This is a genomic window from Thalassococcus sp. S3 (genome assembly GCF_004216475.1).
GTDB lineage: Bacteria > Pseudomonadota > Alphaproteobacteria > Rhodobacterales > Rhodobacteraceae.
In genome coordinates this window covers 849,705-870,077 of record NZ_CP022303.1, presented here as the reverse complement: position 1 = coordinate 870,077, position 20,373 = coordinate 849,705, and the positions used below count along the sequence as shown (strand labels likewise).

Genomic DNA, 20,373 nt, shown 5'->3' with positions numbered 1-20,373 from the left:
CGGGTGGGCGATCGCGCCTCGGCAGAAACGGTATGTCGCCGCCGGGATGAGGATGCCGCGGTTTTTTTGGTTCCGCACTGTCCGGTCAACGTACGCCCGTTCGCTCATGCAGCGGGATCCGCCATCATCTCTTCCAGCCGGTCAAGAAGGGTCGGCCAATGCCGGAAAAAGAGCAGATAACCCGCACCTTCGATCCGCTCGAAGCGGATATGCGGCCAGTCGGCTTCCCATTCGCCCACGGTCGCTGGCGGGGCGTGCTCATCCTGATCCCCCATCAAAAAGCGTGTGGGGATCGCACGGCACGCCCTCACCATAGGGGACCAATCAAGCGTCTGGGCGATGATCTCCCGGGCGAAGGCCCGGTGGGCGCTGTGCGCTTTCGACAGGGCAACTTCGGTGCCCGACAGGATCGCCTCAAGAACTTCCGGGTCTTCGACAATGGCAAGATCGGCGGGACTGCCGGCATAGACCGCATGCAGAAAGTTACGTTGGCCGATGCGTCGGGCAAGACTGAAGCCCGCTTTGACCATGAAGGGAAAGACCTTGGGCGCATAAAGCGCATTCGCGTTGATGAAGCGATGCCACTTGCCCATGCGCTCGTATTGCGCGGCGCGGGTCATCGGCAGGGCGCCCGCCGCCATCAGGATGCCGGTGATCCGCTTTGGTCGCAGGGCAGCAATGTGATGGGCGTACCAGCTGTCGCTGCCCATGCCCAGGATCGGGCAGCACGCGACGTCCAGATGATCAAGCAGATGATGCACATCCGCCCCAAGCTTTGATCCATAGGCCTCCGGCGCGATGTCGCGGGAGATCGGTGTCGAGGCCCCGAAACCCGCGCGGACCGGAACAATGATCCGCCATCCGCGCCGCGCTGCTGCCGCCTCGGCCCCGGCGGGCCAACGCACAAATCCATAATCGAGCGGAAGGAATAAAAGAGGCTGTCCGCTGGGATCGCCCAGGATCAGATAATCGAAGTGGCGCCCGTCAGGAAGCGTCAGGCGCCGGAACGGACGGGGGGCAAGCCGCGCACAGCCACGGCTGGAGGTTGGAACTCTGTCCATGGCCGCCTCGGTCACGGCGACGATGTCCATCAACGACAGGCACACCCGGATCAACTCGGTCTGGCCGTGGGTCTGGGTCTTTTGGAAGATCGCCTTGAGTTGCGTCCGGATCGTTTCGACGGACCGCCCGCGCTGCAACGCGATCTCTTTGAGGGTTGAGGCCTCGACCAGACCACGGATCACAAGGGTCTCGGAAGGGGAGAGGCCGAACGCGTCGGACAGGATCGTGTCCAGCGCCTCGGGCCATTCGAACTCGGACGTCACGACGAGCGCGAAGGGATCAGGTCCGGGCAAAAGGCGGACTTGAAGCAGGGTAACCCCGTCAGACCGAGGCGATCGGATCCGCATCTGAAGCGTGTGCGGCCCGCGGCCCGCAAAGGTCCGGCCCATTCCAAAGGCCAGATGTTCAAGGGCTTCGGCGTCGAACGGCAGGCCCGAAACGGCCATACCCGGGCGCACCCCAAGCCATGTTTCGGCCACGGAATTTACCCGGCTGACCTGAAGGGACGGGTCGACGACAAAGGCTGCAGCCGTGCGGAACTCGGCCAAAAGCGCATCGCGGGGATCATCGGACGGTTGGTCGCGGTCCAGAAACAGACCTGCCCGCTCGCAATGGGCCTCGATTTCGCGGTCGGTGAAGAGCTGCCCCGTGTCAGTTCGCTTCGCCCGCAGGGTCCCGACGCGCCTTTCCCATAAATCAAGCAGTTCTTCGTAGCGCGCCGGGTCGAGGGCAACGTCATAAAGACCGCCAATAATGTCCGAGCGGGCGTCGTCGTCACGCGGCAACCGGCTGTTCATCGTTCAGGACTCCGTGCGCGTCTTTAACCGTATCCGGCTTGATCAGCGGGCGCGCCTATCGGCTTGAGGCGTCCCGCTGGATCATGTGGCGCGCATTAGCTTCAGTCGTCATATGGGGGCGCCCCGGTGGACAAAGCGACGATTGGCAAATGGCCGCTTTCTCGGGCGCATTATCGGCAGATTGTCGCTGGGTGCGCCGCATGACAGAACCATGCATTATGGCCTGTTTGGACATGCGCGTCTCAGACATCCTGTCTCTTGCTGCGATGAGACCTTTGCGATCATCGCCCAGCCCAACCGGTGCCTCGCCCCCCGGGGCTTGAGGCACTTTAGCTCAGCGGTCGCGGCACAGGACAGCGTCACCTCCAGAACTCCCAAAAGGCATGTCTGCAACAGGCCTGCGCTTTCAAATGACGCGCTGTCCGGGGTCTTCAATGCGCTGGAAAGCATGTTGTGGAAGGCAGGTATTTGATGCTGATGATCAGCCTTCGGTAGCGTTTTTCGCAAATGACAGACTGTTCATGTGCTTGGCTACGCTCGCTAAAGCGCGCTCTGCCCCCCATCGCAAGAACCGGTTAGATGAAAGGCCAGTCGCTGCTCCGGGATGCTCCATGAAGGTGATCCTTCCCTGCTGAGACAGTCTTGCTCCTGCTCCGCTTGGGGTTAACCTGCGCCCCATGTTTGGCCCCGATTACATGCGCGTTCTTGTCTTAAGGCTTGTCATTCTCGCTGCTTTCCTCGGTGCGCTTTGGGCGATCCAGACTTTGAACTGGGCGACGAGTTACCGCCTGAATCTCGCCTTCGGTCTCATTCCGAGACACCCGGCGGGGCTGGACGGTATCGTGGGCATGCCGGTTCTGCACGGCAGTTTCGCGCATCTGATGTCAAATACTCCGCCGCTTCTTTTGATGGGGACACTGTTGGCGGCAACGGCGACCCGCGCCCTGCTTGCAGTCAATGCGATCATCGTCATTCTGGGGGGCGGACTGGTCTGGCTGCTCGGCGGGTCTGCGATCCACATCGGTGCGTCTGGGCTGGTTTTCGGGTGGTTCGGCTTTCTGGTCGCGCGCGGCCTTGTCGACAGATCACCCGTCACCCTTGGTGCAGCGCTTCTGGTTGGTGTGCTTTACGGATCCATCATTTGGAGCGTTCTTCCGGGTCAGCCCGGCATCTCTTGGGAAGCCCACCTGTTCGGCGCGCTCTCGGGTGTTGTGGCTGCGCTTGTCATCCGCACACATGTCCACGCACCCCGACTTCGCGAGGTCGAGCGAAGATAGGCGATCCAACATGCGGGGCAAATCCAACACCTAAGACCTTCGCTGCATGCTCCCCTGAAAAGCGTTCGGGAGCGGTCTGGCCTACGTTAAACCAACCTTGTTCGATGAGAGCGGCTTCTCCACACCTCGCGCCTGTCGGGCACATCCTGCAAAACGAACCGGATTACATCCGATCAATCAGATCCCGCACGTTTCGCCAGTAGCTGCGCCCAACGGGCACTTCATCGCCAGAGGACAGGACGATCACCCGCGCGCCTTTCCGCGAGCGATAGGTCACGATTGCAGACCGTGACACCCACCACGACCGATGCACCCGCATGCCATAGTCGCCCAACGCCTCGGCCGCCTCGCCGATGGTCCCGCGCAGCAGCGTGTCGCCAAGGGACGTTCGGACCCGAAGGTAGTGATCCTGCGCCTGCAGCAGCAGCAAGTCGCGACCAAGTTCTGGCGGCAGGTTGTCCAGCCAATCCGGCTCTGATGCCGCAGGTGCAATGTCGCGGGCGGGCACGTCCGTTGCCTCAGCGGTATCAAACAGGAACGTCGCCGCCAGCGAGATCACGATGACGTAGGGCAGCAGACGAAAGAACTCGGCCACGAATGGGTCGGCCAGCACAAACGCATGCAGGGCCGATAGCCATAGCGTGACCACCACACTGGCCACACCGGCGCCAAGTCCGACGCTCCATGGTGCCGGCACCCCCTGGATCTCGACCCATGTCGCCACGGCGAAGGAGGTCAGGAGGCCCGTCCAATAGGTCGTGACGATCACGACCCCCCAATAGATAAGGCGCATCGGAACCGGCATCCATATGTAGGTGCCAAACGGTCCGGTCAGCCCTGCAACCAAGGCGACACATGCCAGCCCGGCCCAGAGCAGCCAATTGCCCGCCAGGACCCGCGCCTCTGCCAGTGTCTCACCAAGCATGGTGTCGTTCGCGACAAATCTCATGTCGTTGGCGCCAATCCCCTTTTGCACCCGCTGAGAGCAACGCTACCGAGATGGCGTTGCCAGCTCAATCGGAAGGGATGGCGGTATGAGGTTTTTGGCAAAATGGTCTGGGGACGTAATCGTGCAATTGGGGGCAAAGACAAGCAGCGATGTGTGGCACGGCAACTCCTTTCATTCGGCGAACCTTGCGCTCTTCGCCGCAGGAAAGAACGTAGAAAACGTAAGGTCGGAGCCATGCCTGTTTCATGTTCGGGACGCGTCATCGGCACGGAAGGTCCGGGTGTTCGGCACCGATCCGTGGGACCCGCCGGAAACCGACACATACGAAAGTGCAAGGCGGTTGCGGTCTCCCCAAAGACGACGGCAGCCCGGCGCCTGACGTGAACGGCATGACCCTTCCCGCTGCTAAAGGTCCGCTTTTCGAATGTGTCAAAGGCATGTGCAAACCGGGTGCGTACAACGAAGACATACGCTTGGGCCACATAACACAGAACGCCCTTCGCAGGACCGCGAAAGGCGTGGAGAGCCAAGATGATCTCTCAAGGCTGCCCTTGCCGCCGGTAAGCACTACGGCTTTGGAGCACCGGAACAGTCGGACCCGACCGCTGTCTGAACACGACGGCCCAATTCCAACGACGCTCAACGCCCCAAGGCTCTGCGACTGGAGCCCGGCAAGACAAACCTGATTTTCTTTAAAGGATCCCAAACGTGCCAACACCTTACGTCTATCTCGTCGCGTCGGTCATTGCAGAGGCTATCGGCTATTCCGCTCTCAATGCCAGCGCCCAATTCTCGAAACTCTGGCCCTCGCTCCTCGTGATCGCAGGGTTGGGAAGCTCGTTCTACTTCCTGACACTGGCACTGAAATACATGCCCATGGGTATCGCCTATGCGGCGGCGTCCGGGCTGGGCGTTGTCTTTGTGGCCATCGCCGGCGTTCTGGTCTTTGGGCAGAAGCTGGACCTGGCCGCCATTGTCGGCCTCGGCTTCATCATCGCGGGCATCGTCATCATCAATGCGCTATCGGATTTCGCAGTTCACTAGCCGCACGGGGGCGTTTGGCCCCTCCAGATCTTTTGCTAAGGTCGCCCGCTGCGGGGAAGGACCGCAATGCTCCGGCACCGCCCGTAAGGGCCGACGGGTTGCCTTACGCAAATTCCGCGGTGATCCAGTCCACGATCCTTGCGACCCGCCTCTGGCCGAGATGGTCCTTCGACCAAGAGACATAGAGACCGTCTTTGGACGGCTCGGGATCGACCCATACATCCACCAGACGTTTTGACCGGAGGTCGTTTTCGACCATGTAGGTCGGTGCAATGGCAACGCCGTGACCGCCGATGGCCGCGTCCAGCGCCAAGGCGGATCGGTCGAAGTTCAGCAACTTATGCGCGCCGCCGTGGCCTATTGCCTCGATCAGTTTCTCCCAACGCCGATGCGCGTCCTGAAGCAGGGGCAATGTCAGCAATGTCTCCGGACCCATCGGCCAGTCCGGTCTTAGAAAGTCGGGGCTGCATACCGCGACCAAGCGAATGTCAGTCAGGCGGCGTGATTTGTGGTTCGCGTTGGGATCCTGCGCCCGTCCCGGCCAGATTGCGATCTCGTTGCGTCCCAGACTGCGTGACAGGATCTTCTCGTGAACTTCGGTTGTCAGCGAAACCGTTGGGAACGCCTGCGCGAAGGCGCCCATGCGCGGCATCAGCCACTTTGTTGCGGTCGAAGATCCGAGGTGCAGCACAACGCGATCATCCTCCTCGCCGATACCCGCCAACGCCGTTTCCAGGATTGAGAGCGCTTCGTCTACAGCCACACGGCAGCGTTCGCCTTCGGCAGTCAACGAAACACCCCGGGCGCCCCGCTTGAGCAGAACGACACCCAGGTCGATTTCAAGTTGCTTGATCCGTTGAGAGACCGCACCGCGTGACAGGTTCAGCGCCTCTGCGGCGCGCTGCAGATTTCCGTGCGACGCCACGACCGCAAAGACCCGAAGTGCATTCAGGTTGATCTGTCTCATGCCCCGCCCAAGCCGATGGTTTTTCTGAACGCTGGTAAAAGTCTCCTGCTTTGTCAATCGGCTGCCCCTGGTCGATACAGGATCAAGCCCTGCACAAGAACCTGAGATGAGATACCCCGACATGCACCAGACCATCCGGCCCGCCACGCCTGACGATATACCGCACCTGGTCGAGCTTCTGATGCGCGATGCACGGCAGCGTCAGGCGAAGGATGACATCCTCTGGAAGATCGCTGGCGATGCGCCTGCGCAAATCGAAAAGGCACTGACATTCGCGCTGACCGCCGAACAGCAACCCTTTCGACAGATCTGGCAGGTCGCCGATAACGGGCACCGGATTACCGGCGTCATTCATTCGATGCTGCTCCTCGTACCGCCGATCTATGCAGGATCAAGTGGTGAACCAGGTCTGATTCTGCCGGACTCGTCCGCCAGCCCAGATGCGCCTGACGGCACCGTCGAAGCCCTGCTATCCGAGGCGGAGGATGCCTTGCGAGACGCCGGTGCTCAGATCACGGTGGCGTCCCATGTGGCGGGCGATGACTGGCGAGAGGCCTTCAAGGCGGGCGGCTACGAGCCTTTGACGCTTTATCTCTCCCGTACCGACCTTGGTGATCAGGGCATGCGGGCTAGCGTCCGGCAGGCAAAAGCGGATGACGTTCCCGGCATCGTCACACGCAGCGCTGAGAACCGGAACGTTCTTTACGCCATCGACCCCTTTTGGGACATCCATCCCGAAGCCGACGCGCGCTTTTCCTCCTGGATGACGCGCAGCCTGACGCTGCAGGACCGGGATATGATGGTCATGGGTTCATCAGAGAGCCTGGAGGGATATATCATCGCGCAACCCGCGTCGCGGCTGCATTTTCCGCCGGCCCATGACATTCGCGGAACAGGTGTAATTGACGACTACTACCACCCTGAATTGGCTGATCCAGCCACCCTTGCCGAAGGTGGCGAAAACGCAACAGCACTCCTGCGCGCCGCTGAAACCGCCTTTGCAAACAGGGGCATGGGCGCCGCCTTTGTCGTCTGCCCTGCCGGTTGGCACTCCAAAATCGAGATGCTGGAAGCTGCCGGTTACGAAACAGCGATGGTCTGGTCCATCAAACGTCAGGCGACCTTGATCAGTCCTTGATCAGGCGCTTTAGCTTCTGCGGTCGCAATATGCAGTGCTGCCAAGAACAGCGACCGCAGACGCCAAACGGGTTGGGCCTTGTGCTTATCGGCGGATCACTCCGCAGCGATCATTGCGTCGTCCTCTGTGATTTCACCGTACCCCTTGGGCACCGGAATATCGGGCAAACCAGCCGCCCGTCTCTGCAGGGCGCGGCCGATGACGACGCGGCTGACTTCTGTTGTACCGTCGACGATCCGCAGCATCTGGGCCAGGCGTGACAGCCGATCCAGACCGTAGGGCTGAAGCAAGCCGATCCCGCCGATAAGCTGGGTACATGTATTGGCGGCCTTTACTGCGGCATCGGGAACGAAACGCTTCGCATGCGCCGCCAAAAGCGGACCTTCCGGTGTGCCAAGCGCTTCGGCAGCCTTGCGGTAGAGCAACTTGGACGCTTCAAGATCAGTCGCCACCTCCCCCAGCATCCATTGGATACCGTCCAGTTCCAGGTTCTTGCCACCGAACATCTTGCGGGTTTTGGAATAGGCCAGCGCGGTATCAAGAGCTGCCTGCATCAGACCGCAACAGCCCGACGCGATAGAAACGCGCGCGATGTCGATTGCCATAAGCGAACCTTGCAGGCCCTGGCCAATGGGCAGGATGATGTTGTCTTCGCTTACGAAAACTTCGTCGAGGTACATCTCGGACATCGGCAGGAAGGTGCAGGAGGGTGTGTCGTAAAGCGGGCCAAAGCGAAGGCCGGGCGCATCGGCTGGGATCGCGATCATCGCCATGTCCTTGTGACCGGGCGTGTCGCTGGTTTTGACAACCGTGAAATATATGTCCGCCTCGGTCGCGAGGCTGACCCATGCTTTGGCGCCGCTGATCGTCCATGTGCCGTCTCCGTTGATTGTGGCGCGGGTGTACATCTTCATCGGGTCGGACCCGGGTTGCGGCTCGGTCAGCGCAAAATTCGCCAGCTTGCGACCCGAGGTCAGATCGTTGACCCATTTTTCCTTAAAGGCGTCCGTGCCGTATCCGCAGCCTGCGAAAGTGCAGATGTTGTGCATCGACAACGCAAACGCGTAGGCCCCATCGCCCGTGCCCAACTGTTCGTCGACCTGGATACCTTCCGACAGCGGCAAGCCCTGCCCGCCCCACTCTTCGGGTGCGTAGAGCCCGGTTAGTCCGACCGCGCCAGCCTGATCTGATGCCGCGCGCGGCGATGCCCTTTCCGCATTCCAGGCATCCACATTGGGTGCGATGACATCGCGTGCGTGATCTCGGGCTGCGGCGCGAATGGTTTCAAGCTTGTCTGACATGAGCGCGTCCTTGTGGCTTGGCACGCATCTCCGATCTCGCCAAATCAGGTTGGCGAAAGACAGCAGCGTGACGCGGCACTTGGTGAATTTCTGCAGAGATAGCAATCTGCACCCGCGACATGCTATCTCGTGCGATGACAGTTTCTTGTCCAAAAGTGACAGACTAAGGCGAGCCCCTAGCGACGCCGCCGGTACGAACTGGGGGTTGCCCCCGTCATCGGTGAAACGCCTTGTGGAAACTGGCGGATTAGGAAAAACCAACATCCTGCGCAATCGCCTCGATACTGGCGTCTCCCACTTGCAAACGCCAATGCCGATATCCCGACGCAAGCCATCCTTGATCGCCTGAAAGGACGTCCCGTCCGCCTCAAGCCTGCGGATCAGGGTCCGCGGCGTCATGTGCAGCGCTTTGGCTGCCTCGTCCAGGTTGGCTTCTTCCCATGTCGACTGGCGCCGATAAACGCGCAGCCGCAGGGATTGCGTATGTTCTTGCGACCGCGTGAAAAGCCAGTCGCGCGGCGCGTTTTCCAGAAAGCGGTGCAGATCATCTGTGCTTCGGAACTGAACCGGGACCAGCGATCCGGCCTCAAAATGGATCGCGGTCACACTTGCGGAAAACTTGATGGGTGCAGGGAAAATAAGGGCGTAATCCTCCTTGAAGGCCGGATGTTCAAATGCAAAATCAACGGCTTTCACGTCGACTTCGCTTCGCGCCAGCCATGACAGAACACCATGGGCAAGCTTGAGGATCAGCATATGGCCAAAACGCTGCACGACACCGTTGGTCTGGGGATGCAAGCACAGCGCCCGTGCATCTCCGTGATCCACCAGCTCAAACTGGTAATCGTCCAAAAGGAGGTTCCAGAAGGTCGAATAGCGATAAAGCGCTGACGACAAGGACGTCGACTCGCGCACGGAAGTGAGCAGATGCTGAAACGCACGCGGCCGGATCGGGCGGGACCAAAGCCCCATCATCTCATCGCCTGTCTCCACCGCGGCGAACTGGTAAAGGCAAACGATCTGATCCAGCGTCGCCCGCCCGCGGGGGTATCATCCGAGATCGCCAGCTCGGCTCGCTCAAGCAATGATCTATAGTGATCGTCGGCGCAGAGTGACCGTAATGCAACCCGCCAATCGTCGATGAACTGGCGAGATACCGTCGAATATGGGGCTGTGGTTTTGCGGCTCATGACCTGCCGAACCTACCAACAAGAACCGCTGGCCAGAAGCCGTGGATACGTCCCTGCCCCTTCCGGATCTTGGTCCGACCAACGGCGCAAGTGCAACGCATCCGGTTCGATGCCGCCCTGATGGCGCGATGGGCATGGATTTGCGGACCCCCAAGGTGCGGATTAGCAGGCAAACCGACGTCGCCTCCAACAGATCCCTGCTGATGGACCTTAAAGTGAAGCGCAGGATGGAGGCACGCGGCTAACAGGTGCGAGAAGGCGACCAACCACTCATCATGGCGCTTTCAGAACAGCACGTCAGTTTATCGAAGAAAATCGCCAAGCATGGCGCGCTCAAGCGCACATATCCAAAGCACCGACTAGATCCTGGCCTAGAGGATCATCGGAAAGCTCTACGCGGGAAGGTCTGAAGTGGTGGAGCCTAGGGGAGTCGAACCCCTGACCTCTTGCATGCCATGCAAGCGCTCTCCCAACTGAGCTAAGGCCCCGAACCAGTGTGGCTGATCTATGGAACGGCGGGGGCGAGATCAAGCGAAAAATGCAAGCCCCCGCCCTAAGAAGATCAGCTTTCGTCGTCCTCCGCGGCGACATCTGCGAGATCGTCGAGCGACACGTTGTCGTCCTCGTCGTCATCGTCAAGAACGTCATCGCCCAGATCCACGTCAACAGCGTCGTCGTCATCTTCGAGGATTACATCGTCATCCGATGTCTCGGATTGTTTGGCCTTGAGCGTTGCCGCATCCTCGGCGTCTGCGGCGATCATCCGCGTCTTGCCGGTATCCAGTTCGACCACCTCTCCGGTATAGGGGCTCACGATCGGGTCGCGGTTCAGATCGTAAAAGCGTTTGCCGGTGGTCGGGCAAACGCGTTTGACGCCCCATTCTTCCTTGGGCATGAGATATCCCTTCAAAAAACTGCTGAGTCGTATCGACGATTCCGGTCACGTGCCATATGCGGTAAGGACTGTCAAAGGCTTTAGCGGAAGGGGCTGCGCAGGTGGCAGACCATATTCTAAAAGGATCTCCCTCCATTCCGTTAACGGTCCGCAAATCAAGGCGCGCCCGCAGGATCAGTCTGCGGATCTCGCAGCTTGACGGTCGCGTGACATTGACCCTGCCCGATGGCCTCCCGGAAAGCGAGGCGCTGAGTTTCGCCATGTCGAAAGAGGACTGGATCCGCAAACATCTGGGGCAGATGCCAGCCCGCCAAACCGTTCATCACGGCATGCACCTGCCGGTCGAAGGGCAGATGCGGACGCTTGTCGAGGGATCGGGGCGCCGTGTGCTGTTGTCCAATACCGAGCTCGCCGTGCCTGGTTCAAAGGATGTTCTGGGGCCTCGTCTGGCCGGTTTTCTCAAACAGCTCGCGCGGGATCGCTTGGCTGCGGCATCGGATCGCTATGCATCGGCTTTGGGCCGGCCCTACAGCCGGATCACGCTGCGGGACACACGCTCGCGCTGGGGTTCCTGCACGTCGCAGGGCAATCTGATGTTCTCCTGGCGCCTGATCCTCGCGCCGCCGGACGTATTGCAATATGTTGCCGCACATGAAGTCGCGCATCTGGCCGAAATGAACCATAGTCCGGCATTCTGGAGAGCGGTTGAAACCTTGTTCGGCCCCTACGATGTGCAGCGCAGGTGGCTGAGGCAAGAAGGGGCCTCCTTGCACCGCTACCGTTTTGCAGATTGACCGCAGCGGAGAATGAGATGACATGAACCCATGATGATCAATCCGCGTCCCGCCGAGGTCACCCCCGCTGCCCATGACCGCGTCTATCGCGGGTTGCGTGGTCGCATCATGCATGGAGAGATTTCCCCGGGCCAAGCGCTGACCCTGCGCGGGATCGGCAAGGAATACGAGGTCTCGATGACACCCGCGCGCGAAGCGGTACGGCGTCTGGTTGCCGAAGGGGCGCTTTTTCTGTCCAGTTCAGGCAGGGTGTCGACCCCGGAGCTCAGCAACGAGCGGATCGAGGAGTTGGCCGCATTGCGGGCGCTGATCGAAGTTGAGCTGGCCAGCCGCGCCCTGCCCCGTGCCCATATCGCCCTCATCGACAGGCTGCAGGCGATCAATATGACAATCGCCGATGTGATATCGAACCGCGATGCGGTCGGATATATCCGCAGCAATCTGGAGTTTCACCGCACGCTTTACCTGCGCGCTCAGGCCCCTGCGATGCTGGCCATGGCAGAAACGGTCTGGCTGCAGCTTGGCCCCACGATGCGCGCGCTTTACGGGCGTTTGCGCCGGACAGAACCGCCGCATTTCCACAAGCTGATCATAGCCGCGCTGAAAGCGGGCGATGAGCCGGGGTTGCGGCTGGCGGTGCGCTCGGATGTCACGCAGGGCCTTAAGATGCTCACAACCTAAGCCTGCTTGCCCTTGGGCCTGTTTGCACAATATCGTGCGGCAGGGAGGCGCGGACCGGGATCCGCGCATAAGGGAGGATTTCAAATGACCGATTTCACACGGCGCCATGCGCTTGGCCTGATGGGGGCCGCATCAACACTGCCGATGCTGGGCAGCCCCGCGCTGGCCAGCAGCAAGATGACAGTAGGCGCGCTGCGCTTCACCAGCCACGCCGCCAGCTTTGTGGCCTTCGAGCGGGGCTATTTCAGCGATGAAGGGCTGGACGTGGAGTTCAAGTTCTTCCAGGCCGCCCAGCCCATGGCCGTGGCCATCGCGTCGGGCGATGCGGACTACGCGGTCACCGCGATCTCGGGCGGGCTGATCAGCCTCGCGGAAAAAGGCGCCGCCAAGGTGATTGGCGGAGCGCTTAGCGAAGAGGCGGGCATCGACGGGCAGAAGATCCTTGCCTCCGACGCCGCCTATCAGGCGGGCCTGACCAGTGCCAAGATGCTGGACGGGAAGAGCTTTGCGGTCACGCAGCCGGGGTCGTCGTTCCACTACATGGGATCGAAGATCAGCGCGGCAGAAGGCGTCGATGTCAGCTTCAAGCCGCTGCAAAAGGTCGGCGCGATCATCGGAGCCATGAAATCGGGCCAGGTCGATGCCTGGTCCATCGTGCCGCATATCGCCAAGGGCCTCGCCGGATCGGGGGCGGTTCATATCATCGGCGATGTCGCGGATTACATCCCGGATTATCAGGTCACGACCGTCTTCACCTCCGCCGAGAACGCCGCCAACGAACGCGCCAAAACCGAAGCCTTCCTGCGTGCCTTCTCCAAGGGGGCGGATGACTTCAACTCGGCTCTGGTCGACAAGACTGCAGGGGACGAGGCTGCCGAGGAGATGGTCAAGCTGATCCACAAGTATGTCTACACAGACCGGCCCTACGAAAAGGCCAAACCGTCCATCGTCAATGGCTCCATGCGGATCAACGCGAATGCGGCGCTGAACATGGCCTCGGTGCAGGATCAGTTGGGCTGGTTCCAGTCCGAAGGGCTGGTCAAGGACAGCATCACGACCGAAACGCTGGTAGACTCGTCTTACGTCGAGATGATGAGCTAAAGGGCGCGGCGGGGTGAACCCCGCCCTACCGCATGGATCTGAGAACCCGCCACATCACCCACCGCTATGGCGACATGACGGTGCTGGACGATCTCTCGCTGCATATTCCGGCGGGCGAGATCCTGTGCATCATCGGCCCGTCAGGCTGCGGCAAGTCCACACTGCTGCGCCTCTTGGGCGGGCTGGAGCAGCCCTCATCGGGCGAGGTTCTGCAATTGGGCACCCCGCCGGAGGGGTGCCTGAACCCGCTTACCTTCGTTTTCCAGGATTTCGCCCTGCTGCCGTGGCGAAGTGTCGAGGGCAATGTGAGCCTTGTTCTCGAAGATCACGGCATCCGCGGCGCCGAGGCGCGCAGTATTATCGACGATGTGCTGGCGCGCACGAAGCTCTCGGATTTCAAGACTGCCCTGCCCCGGCAATTGTCCGGCGGCATGAAACAACGGGTGGCCATCGCGCGGGCTTTGGCGGTCAATCCCGCCGTATTGCTGCTGGACGAACCGCTCTCGGCGCTTGACGCACAGACACGCGAACTCCTGATGGAAGACCTGATTTCCCTCTGGACCCGGCAGCCTTTCACCGGCGTCTACGTCACGCATAATCTGGCCGAGGCTGTCCGGCTTGGCCACCGCATCGCCGTCCTCTCCCGTCGGCCCGGGCGCATTCGGGAGGTGATCGAGGTGCCGGCCCCTCTGGACCAGCGCGGTCCCGGCAACGCGCATCTGGAAGCCTTGCAAAAGCGTCTCTGGGATCTGATGCGCGAAGAGGCGATGGCCGCCGATCAGGAGCTTCAGAATGTCTGACGGCACACGGCCCGTCCCCTTTCGCGGTGGCGGCTTCCGCCCGACCGCGCGCCGGGGCGCAGGGCTGGTGGTGTTCATCCTCCTGATCGCGCTCATCGAATGGGGTACGCGGACGGGCTGGATCTCCAACCTCACACTGCCGCGCCCGTCGGATGTCGGGCTGACCTTTGTCGATCTCTGGAACAGCGGGTTGCTATTTGAACATCTCAACCCCTCGCTGATGCGGTTCGCCGTGGGCAGCGCAATGGGCGTGTCAGTGGGCATCGGCATCGGTGTTCTGATCGGGCTCTTCAGCTATGTCCGTGCCGGACTGATCCCTCTGGTCGCCGCCATCTTCCCGATCCCCAAGATCGCGCTGCTGCCGCTGTTCGTGATCTGGTTCGGCATCGACGAGGGCTCGAAATATGCGCTGATCGCTCTGGGTACCTTTACCCCCACTGTCGTCGCGACCTATGGCGCCGTGGACAATGTCGACCGCACGCTCGTGCGGATGGGGCAGAGCTTTGGCCTCTCCTGGCTCTCCATCGTGCGCAAGATCATCCTGCCGGGCGCGCTGCCGGGCATCCTTTCGGGCCTGCGGGTGAGCCTCGCCATAGGGATCATCCTTCTGGTCGCGGCCGAGATGCTGGGCGCGGAATACGGCGTGGGCGCCTATATCCTGCAGGCCGGATCGCTCTACGATCTGGAACGGCTCTTTGCAGGTGTGGTGATCCTGTCGGTGCTGGGCGTTCTGACAAGCTGGCTGATCGGGCTGGCCGAACGTCGCCTCTTGCGCTGGCGGAGTTAGGCCGCCAGTCCCTGGGCACCCATGTCGAGAAACTTGCGCCGACGGGCTGCGACCAGCGACTGCGCATCCTGATTGTGAAGTTCCTTCAACATCGTTTCGATAGCGCTCTTCACCGAGGCAATCGCCACATCGGGATGCCGATGCGCACCGCCCATAGGTTCTGGAATGACATGATCGGTCACACCGAGGGCTTTGAGGTCCTGCGCGGTCAGCCTCAAGGCCTCCGCAGCCTCGCGCATCTTCTCGGCATCTTTCCAGAGGATCGACGCGCAGCCCTCAGGGCTGATCACAGAATAGACCGAATGCTCTAGCATCGCGACCTTGTTGGCCGTCGCAAAAGCCACCGCCCCGCCTGAACCACCTTCACCGATGACGACCGAAACCAGCGGAACGCCGATTTGCAGGCAGGTTTCCGTCGCGCGTGCAATCGCCTCCGACTGGCCACGCTCCTCCGCACCCTTACCCGGATAGGCACCGGGCGTATCGACCAGCGTGATCACCGGCAGACCAAAACGGTCCGCCATCTGCATCAGCCGGATGGCCTTGCGGTATCCTTCGGGCCGGGCCATGCCGAAATTCCGCTCGATCCGGGATTTGGTGTCGCTGCCCTTTTCATGTCCAATCACCATTACGGACTGCCCATTAAGACGCGCAAGTCCGCCCATCACCGCGTGATCATCCGCAAAATTCCGATCGCCCGCCAGCGGTGTATATTCGGTAAAGAGCGCCTCGATATAGTCGCGGCAATGCGGCCGGTCCGGGTGGCGCGCGACCTGGCATTTCCGCCAGGGCGTGAGATCCTTGTAGAGATCTTCGAGCAGCGTGACGGCCTTGGCATCCAGGGCCGCGGCCTCGTCCGCAACATCCATCTCTTCGTTCTGCCGTGCCAGCGCCCGCAGCTCTTCCGCCTTGCCTTCGATCTCGGCCAGCGGTTTTTCGAAATCCAGATACTGGGTCATGGCGCCTCACATCGTATTCTGCCCCGTGGTATATGACGCGCCGTCCCTTGGGATGCAACTCAGCAAGATTTGTGGATCGCACCCGTGTCATCACCGGGTCAGGCACACAGACGAGGCTTAGGAATGACCGCAAGCTACGAAGACCGCCTGCTGCGCGTTCTGCGCTATATCCACGACAACCCGGCGGGGGATCTCTCGCTCGACCGGCTCGCGGATGAGGCGGCGATGTCGCGCTTTCACTGGCACCGGGTGTTCCGGGCCATGACCGGGGAGACCTGCGCGCAAGCCGTGCGCCGGATCCGGTTGCACCGGGCCGCATCCGACCTGGTGAAAAGCGATCATACCATCGAAAGGATCGCCGAAACCTGCGGCTATCCGAATATCAAAAGCTTCGCCCGTGCCTTTGCCGAGGTCTATGGCCAGACGCCCGCCGCCTTTCGCGCGGCAGGTATCCCGCCAAAGCCCCGATCCACGAAGAAACCAAAGGACCATCTTATGTATAATGTAGAAACCGTCGACCAGCCCGCACGCCGTATGGCCGCGCTGCCCCATACCGGCCCTTACGAGCAAATTGGCCGGGCGTTCGATCAGCTCGCGGGCCTCTTTTCGACACGTGATCTCTGGCCTCATTCACGCGGCATGATCGCCGTATCTTGCGACGATCCCGATGAGGTACCCGCCGAAGAGCTGCGGGGATATGCCGGCCTTCTTGTCACCGACGACGCGGATATCACCCCACCGATGCTGACCATGACCCTCCCGGCCGGGCGTCATGCCATTCTGCATCACGAAGGCCCCTATACCACGCTGAAACCAGCCTTTGACTACCTCTATGGCGAATGGCTTCCAAAATCCGGAGAGGAGCCTGCCGACGCCTGGCCCTTCGAGTTCTATCACAACTCGCCGATGGATACGGCGCCCAAAGATCTGCGCACCGACATCTGCGTACTGCTGAAATAAGCCCGAACCGCTTATCCACAGGCCCGTTACGTCTTTGTCACGGGCCTGTGCTTTGCCTGTTACACACGCTCCCCACTTGCCTGATGTCGCAGAGACAGAGGCCGCGTATGTACGCTGCCTCTCCACGACCGAACATCAAGACACGAAAGGGGATCTTCGAATGAAAAAGACGATGATATACGCTGCGTGCATGAGTGTCGGCCTCGGCGCCACCGCAGTGACGGCGCAAGAGACAGGGAACGTGATTTTCTTCCATCCCGACGGCAGCGGGGTCAACCATTGGGGTGCCGCGCGCATGCATGTCGCCGGACCCGATGGCGAACTGAACTGGGACCGCCTGCCGGCCATCGGTGTTTACACCGGCCACATGGCGGACCGTCTCACCGGAACCAGCCATGGCGGGGCCACCGTCCATGCCTATGGCGTGAAGGTGGTCAACGACAGCTTCGGGCTGAACGGCACCGAAGAGATCACAGCCGCATCCGGCCAGCAGATGTCGATCGCCCAGGAGGCAATGGAGGCCGACCGTGCGGTCGGCCTGATCCAGACCGGGCACATCGCGGAGCCGGGCACGGCCGTCTTCGTGGCCTCCTCCGAAAGCCGCAGCAACACCGATGACATCGCAGCGCAGGTGATCGAATCCGGTGCGCAGGTCATCATGGCGGGTGGAGAGCGCTTTTTGCTGCCTGAAGGCACCGAAGGGCGCCACGGCCCCGGCGAGCGTGAGGACGATCTGAACCTGATCGAACGGGCCGAGGAACTGGGCTATACCATCGTCTATGACCGCGACGAGATGATGGCGCTCGACACTGACAGCGTAGAGCGCGTGCTGGGCGTCTTTGCGCATAACCACACCTTCAACGACCAGGAATACGAGCGAAACCTGATCGACGGCCTGCCCACCTATTCCGAGACCGCCCCGACCATCGCCGAGATGACGGAGGTCGCTTTGGAGATCCTGTCGCAAAGCGAGACGGGCTTCTTCGCGGTGATCGAGGAGGAAGGCACCGACAACATCGCCAACAACATGAACGCCAGTGGCACGCTGGAGGCGCTGGCCCGTGCTGACGAAGCAACGGGCGTGATGCTCGACTTTGTCGACACCAACCCAGACACGCTTTTGGTGATGGCCGCCGACAGCGACGCGGGCGGCATGCAGGTCGTTTCGGGCAGTTCGGTTCCTGGTGAGGGCGAAGCGGTCGAGGCCACGACACGCGGCGGCGGTATCCTGCATGGGCAGCAGGGCAGCTTTGGCGATGCCTTCATGTCGGCGCCCGACGCAGAAGGCGTCCAACATCCCTTTGGCATCGCCTGGGTCGGCTATGAGGATGTCGCGGGCGGCATTCTGGTGCGCGCGGCGGGTTTCAACAGCGAACTGGTCACACCGCTGATGGACAATACCGACGTCTACGGCCTGATGCATCGCACGATGTTTGCCACACCGACGGACTGACCGCGATCGGGGCCGCGCGCAAGCGCCGCCCCATTTCTACGGCCACAGAACCGGGTAGAGCGAGGCCACCAGAAGCCCCGCCATCACCCAATTGAAAGCCACCATCCGTTTGCGATTGGTCAGAAACCGCGCCATCTGCTGCCCCAGAACCGTCCAGGAACCCACGGATGGCAGGTTGATCGCCCCAAAAATCAGCCCCACCAAAAGGATCGCCCGAAGCGTCTGATCCGGTGTATAGGCTGTGATCGCCGTCAACGCCATGGCCCAGGCCTTGGGGTTGACCCATTGAAAAAGTGCCGCCTGCAAAAAGCTCATCGGCGTTCCCGATGCGCCAGAGGTTTGCACAGGGGCGGCGTTTGCGATCTTCCACGCCAGATAGACCAGATAGACCACACTCACCACTTTCAGCACGGTATAGCTGACAGGATAGGCATCGAAGATCTGCACCAATCCGGCCCCCACCAGAAGCAGCATCACCACAAACCCAACCGCGACGCCCAGCATATGCGGAATTGTGCGCCGAAAGCCGAAATTGGCGCCTGAAGCCATCAGCATCAGGTTGTTCGGCCCAGGTGTGATGGAGGATACGAAAGCAAAGGTGGCGAGCGCCAGGGCAAGGTCATAAGTCATGCACGCAACATTCAGCGCTTCTTGTCCAAATGAAATTGTGTATTCTGCGGAGAACGTACAAAAACCGCAATTTATCATGCCAAATAACCAGATAAACGACCGAATATTGCACGAGCTGTCTCGCAACGGACGGATCAGCAATCTGGACCTCGCAGAGCGCGTGGGCCTGTCGCCGTCCGCCTGCCTGCGCCGCGTTCAGGACCTTGAGCGGCGTGGCGTGATCACCGGCTACCGCGCGGTCATCGATCCGGCCGCGCGCGGAGTGGGCTTTGTCGCTTACATCGGCGTGGGTCTCAGCGAACATTCCAAACAGGCGCAGGAGGCGTTCGAGCGCGCAATCGCACGCGCGCCGGAAGTCAGCGAGTGCCACAACATCACAGGGACAATCGAATATATGCTGCGTGTCGAAAGCGCCGACCTGCAGGCATACATGACCTTCCATACCGACGTTCTGGGCACATTGCCCCATGTCACGTCGATCACCTCCTACGTGGTCATGGGATCCCCAAAGGATAACCGCGCTTAAGTCAGGGCGACGACGTGATTGTCCCAGGCCACAGGGTGGGCCTCGAGATGCTCCAGTTCACCATGGCCCGCGCGAAAGACATGTCCCAGCCCATCGGTGACCAGCACTTGCCCGGCTCGGGCTGCGATGCCGCAGACATCTGGCCGCCGCTCCGTGGCGATGGGGCGTTGGGCCTGATCAAAGCGCGCCAATACCCCGCCCCTCGGCCCTGTGAGGATCGGCCCGGAACGACCGATGGCGATGCTGCCGGCATAGCCCTGCATTTCTGTCCAAAGCAGCGCGTCGTGATCGGCAAACTGCAAGACACCGTCCCGAACGATGGCGAGCAGTGCGGGCGTTTCGTAAACATCGCCCTGCCACTGAAACGCGCATGCAACCGCACCATCGGGCAGAGCGGCGATATGGCGAAGGGAATTCCTGTGAAGCGCTCTATCGGGTTCGACCTGGCCCAGGATGTGCCCGGACGCGTTCATCAGCGTGAGGTTCGGGCGCATCGTTTCAAGGTTCAGTTTCGCCCGACCCGACCCCGGATGGGTCCGGATACCCCCGTTGGCGATGGCCAGCCGGTCCTCTGACAGCCGGATAAGCTCATGCGGCCCGACACCCCCGCTGGAAAAGCTGCCGATCCGGCGATACCCTTCGGATCGGGACCAGAGGCCCACCACCCCTTGTCCGGTCTCCACGATGTTTTCCGTCGTGGCCAACAGCTCTCCGTCCTGAAAAAACGCCCCATGACCATAGAAATGCTGTCCCGTAGGAGCCTCAAGTTCGCGCAGCACCGCGCCGGTCACACAATCGAGTACCAGCGCATATTGCCCGGGCCTGCGCGCGAAAAACGCAACTTCGGGGCGGGTGGGATGCGCCGCCGCGGCATGTCCGCGATCTGGAAGGGGCAGCCGAAATGCAAGCGTTCCGTCCTCTTTCAGCCCGAATAAGGCATAAGCCCCATTCGCCTCCATTGCGGCGGCGAGAAACGCGGGCGTCCCGGCATCAGCCCAACTCAGAGCCGGCACGCCACCTGCCGCGAGCAACCCTGCGATGAAACCGCGGCGGGTGGCCATT

The 20,373-nt window shown here is 61.2% G+C and carries 19 protein-coding genes and 1 tRNA gene; 11 read left to right on the top strand and 9 right to left on the bottom strand.

Annotated elements, in window-relative coordinates; translation table 11 throughout:
• Positions 1 to 104: 104 nt before the first annotated feature.
• Positions 105 to 1,859 (bottom strand): LuxR C-terminal-related transcriptional regulator, encoded by a 1,755-nt coding sequence (locus tag CFI11_RS04565; protein ID WP_130403491.1) that lies wholly within the window; start codon positions 1,857 to 1,859, stop codon positions 105 to 107.
• A 695-nt stretch (positions 1,860 to 2,554) separates the two neighbouring features.
• Between CFI11_RS04565 and CFI11_RS04560 the strand changes: the two genes are divergently transcribed.
• Positions 2,555 to 3,136 carry a rhomboid family intramembrane serine protease gene (locus CFI11_RS04560; RefSeq protein WP_254449019.1) on the top strand — a complete coding sequence of 194 codons (582 nt, stop codon included), beginning with the start codon at positions 2,555 to 2,557 and terminating at the stop codon, positions 3,134 to 3,136.
• 163 nt (positions 3,137 to 3,299) lie between these two features.
• On the opposite strand, the gene CFI11_RS04555 is transcribed toward CFI11_RS04560, so the two are convergent.
• Positions 3,300 to 4,085 (bottom strand): LytTR family DNA-binding domain-containing protein, encoded by a 786-nt coding sequence (locus tag CFI11_RS04555; protein WP_130403487.1) that lies wholly within the window; start codon positions 4,083 to 4,085, stop codon positions 3,300 to 3,302.
• A gap of 708 nt (positions 4,086 to 4,793) precedes the next feature.
• Here CFI11_RS04555 and CFI11_RS04550 point away from each other — a divergent pair.
• Positions 4,794 to 5,129 carry a multidrug efflux SMR transporter gene (locus CFI11_RS04550; protein WP_130403485.1) on the top strand — a complete coding sequence of 112 codons (336 nt, stop codon included), beginning with the start codon at positions 4,794 to 4,796 and terminating at the stop codon, positions 5,127 to 5,129.
• A 103-nt stretch (positions 5,130 to 5,232) separates the two neighbouring features.
• Here the strand turns inward: CFI11_RS04550 and CFI11_RS04545 are convergent, their stop codons facing one another.
• Positions 5,233 to 6,096, bottom strand: a complete 864-nt coding sequence (locus tag CFI11_RS04545; RefSeq protein WP_165390182.1) for a LysR family transcriptional regulator — start codon at positions 6,094 to 6,096, stop codon at positions 5,233 to 5,235.
• Positions 6,097 to 6,202: 106 nt separating this feature from the next.
• On the opposite strand from CFI11_RS04545, the gene CFI11_RS04540 reads away from it, so the two are divergent.
• Positions 6,203 to 7,234, top strand: coding sequence for a hypothetical protein (locus CFI11_RS04540; protein WP_130403481.1), 1,032 nt, complete (start codon positions 6,203 to 6,205; stop codon positions 7,232 to 7,234).
• 95 nt (positions 7,235 to 7,329) lie between these two features.
• Here CFI11_RS04540 and CFI11_RS24570 read toward each other — a convergent pair whose 3' ends face one another.
• From CFI11_RS24570 to CFI11_RS04520, 3 genes are all read right to left on the bottom strand, one after another.
• Positions 7,330 to 9,528, bottom strand: a complete 2,199-nt coding sequence (locus CFI11_RS24570) for an acyl-CoA dehydrogenase family protein (RefSeq protein ID WP_254449018.1) — start codon at positions 9,526 to 9,528, stop codon at positions 7,330 to 7,332.
• A gap of 609 nt (positions 9,529 to 10,137) precedes the next feature.
• Positions 10,138 to 10,213 (bottom strand) — tRNA-Ala (locus CFI11_RS04525).
• A 74-nt stretch (positions 10,214 to 10,287) separates the two neighbouring features.
• The gene (locus tag CFI11_RS04520) at positions 10,288 to 10,620 is read right to left on the bottom strand and encodes a TIGR02300 family protein (protein ID WP_130403477.1); all 333 of its coding nucleotides are present in this window, start codon (positions 10,618 to 10,620) and stop codon (positions 10,288 to 10,290) included.
• Positions 10,621 to 10,721: 101 nt separating this feature from the next.
• Between CFI11_RS04520 and CFI11_RS04515 the strand changes: the two genes are divergently transcribed.
• The 5 genes from CFI11_RS04515 to CFI11_RS04495 all read left to right on the top strand — a co-directional run bounded on the left by CFI11_RS04515 (position 10,722) and on the right by CFI11_RS04495 (position 14,783).
• A complete protein-coding gene (locus CFI11_RS04515) occupies positions 10,722 to 11,414 on the top strand; it encodes a M48 family metallopeptidase (RefSeq protein ID WP_130403475.1) in 693 nt (230 codons plus the stop codon).
• Between the two features lie 30 nt (positions 11,415 to 11,444).
• Positions 11,445 to 12,095, top strand: a complete 651-nt coding sequence (locus tag CFI11_RS04510) for a GntR family transcriptional regulator (RefSeq protein WP_130403473.1) — start codon at positions 11,445 to 11,447, stop codon at positions 12,093 to 12,095.
• An 84-nt stretch (positions 12,096 to 12,179) separates the two neighbouring features.
• Complete coding sequence (locus CFI11_RS04505; RefSeq protein ID WP_130403471.1) at positions 12,180 to 13,196, top strand: ABC transporter substrate-binding protein; 1,017 nt, start codon at positions 12,180 to 12,182, stop codon at positions 13,194 to 13,196.
• A 32-nt stretch (positions 13,197 to 13,228) separates the two neighbouring features.
• Positions 13,229 to 13,996 carry an ABC transporter ATP-binding protein gene (locus tag CFI11_RS04500; protein WP_130403469.1) on the top strand — a complete coding sequence of 256 codons (768 nt, stop codon included), beginning with the start codon at positions 13,229 to 13,231 and terminating at the stop codon, positions 13,994 to 13,996.
• Positions 13,989 to 14,783, top strand: coding sequence for an ABC transporter permease (locus tag CFI11_RS04495; protein ID WP_130403467.1), 795 nt, complete (start codon positions 13,989 to 13,991; stop codon positions 14,781 to 14,783). The genes CFI11_RS04500 and CFI11_RS04495 overlap by 8 nt, the downstream gene beginning before the upstream one ends.
• On the opposite strand, the gene CFI11_RS04490 is transcribed toward CFI11_RS04495, so the two are convergent.
• Complete coding sequence (locus tag CFI11_RS04490; RefSeq protein ID WP_130403465.1) at positions 14,780 to 15,742, bottom strand: acetyl-CoA carboxylase carboxyltransferase subunit alpha; 963 nt, start codon at positions 15,740 to 15,742, stop codon at positions 14,780 to 14,782. The genes CFI11_RS04495 and CFI11_RS04490 overlap by 4 nt on opposite strands.
• A gap of 123 nt (positions 15,743 to 15,865) precedes the next feature.
• Here CFI11_RS04490 and CFI11_RS04485 point away from each other — a divergent pair, with 123 nt between their 5' ends.
• Positions 15,866 to 16,702, top strand: coding sequence for a GyrI-like domain-containing protein (locus CFI11_RS04485; protein ID WP_130403463.1), 837 nt, complete (start codon positions 15,866 to 15,868; stop codon positions 16,700 to 16,702).
• A gap of 190 nt (positions 16,703 to 16,892) precedes the next feature.
• Positions 16,893 to 18,155, top strand: coding sequence for an alkaline phosphatase (locus CFI11_RS04480; RefSeq protein ID WP_217358751.1), 1,263 nt, complete (start codon positions 16,893 to 16,895; stop codon positions 18,153 to 18,155).
• 36 nt (positions 18,156 to 18,191) lie between these two features.
• Here the strand turns inward: CFI11_RS04480 and CFI11_RS04475 are convergent, their stop codons facing one another.
• Positions 18,192 to 18,785, bottom strand: coding sequence for a LysE family translocator (locus CFI11_RS04475; RefSeq protein ID WP_130403459.1), 594 nt, complete (start codon positions 18,783 to 18,785; stop codon positions 18,192 to 18,194).
• Positions 18,786 to 18,861: 76 nt separating this feature from the next.
• Between CFI11_RS04475 and CFI11_RS04470 the strand changes: the two genes are divergently transcribed.
• Positions 18,862 to 19,311 (top strand): Lrp/AsnC family transcriptional regulator, encoded by a 450-nt coding sequence (locus CFI11_RS04470; RefSeq protein ID WP_371687468.1) that lies wholly within the window; start codon positions 18,862 to 18,864, stop codon positions 19,309 to 19,311.
• Here the strand turns inward: CFI11_RS04470 and CFI11_RS04465 are convergent.
• Positions 19,308 to 20,372 carry a DUF1513 domain-containing protein gene (locus CFI11_RS04465; RefSeq protein WP_130403457.1) on the bottom strand — a complete coding sequence of 355 codons (1,065 nt, stop codon included), beginning with the start codon at positions 20,370 to 20,372 and terminating at the stop codon, positions 19,308 to 19,310. The genes CFI11_RS04470 and CFI11_RS04465 overlap by 4 nt on opposite strands.
• Position 20,373 lies beyond the last annotated feature (1 nt).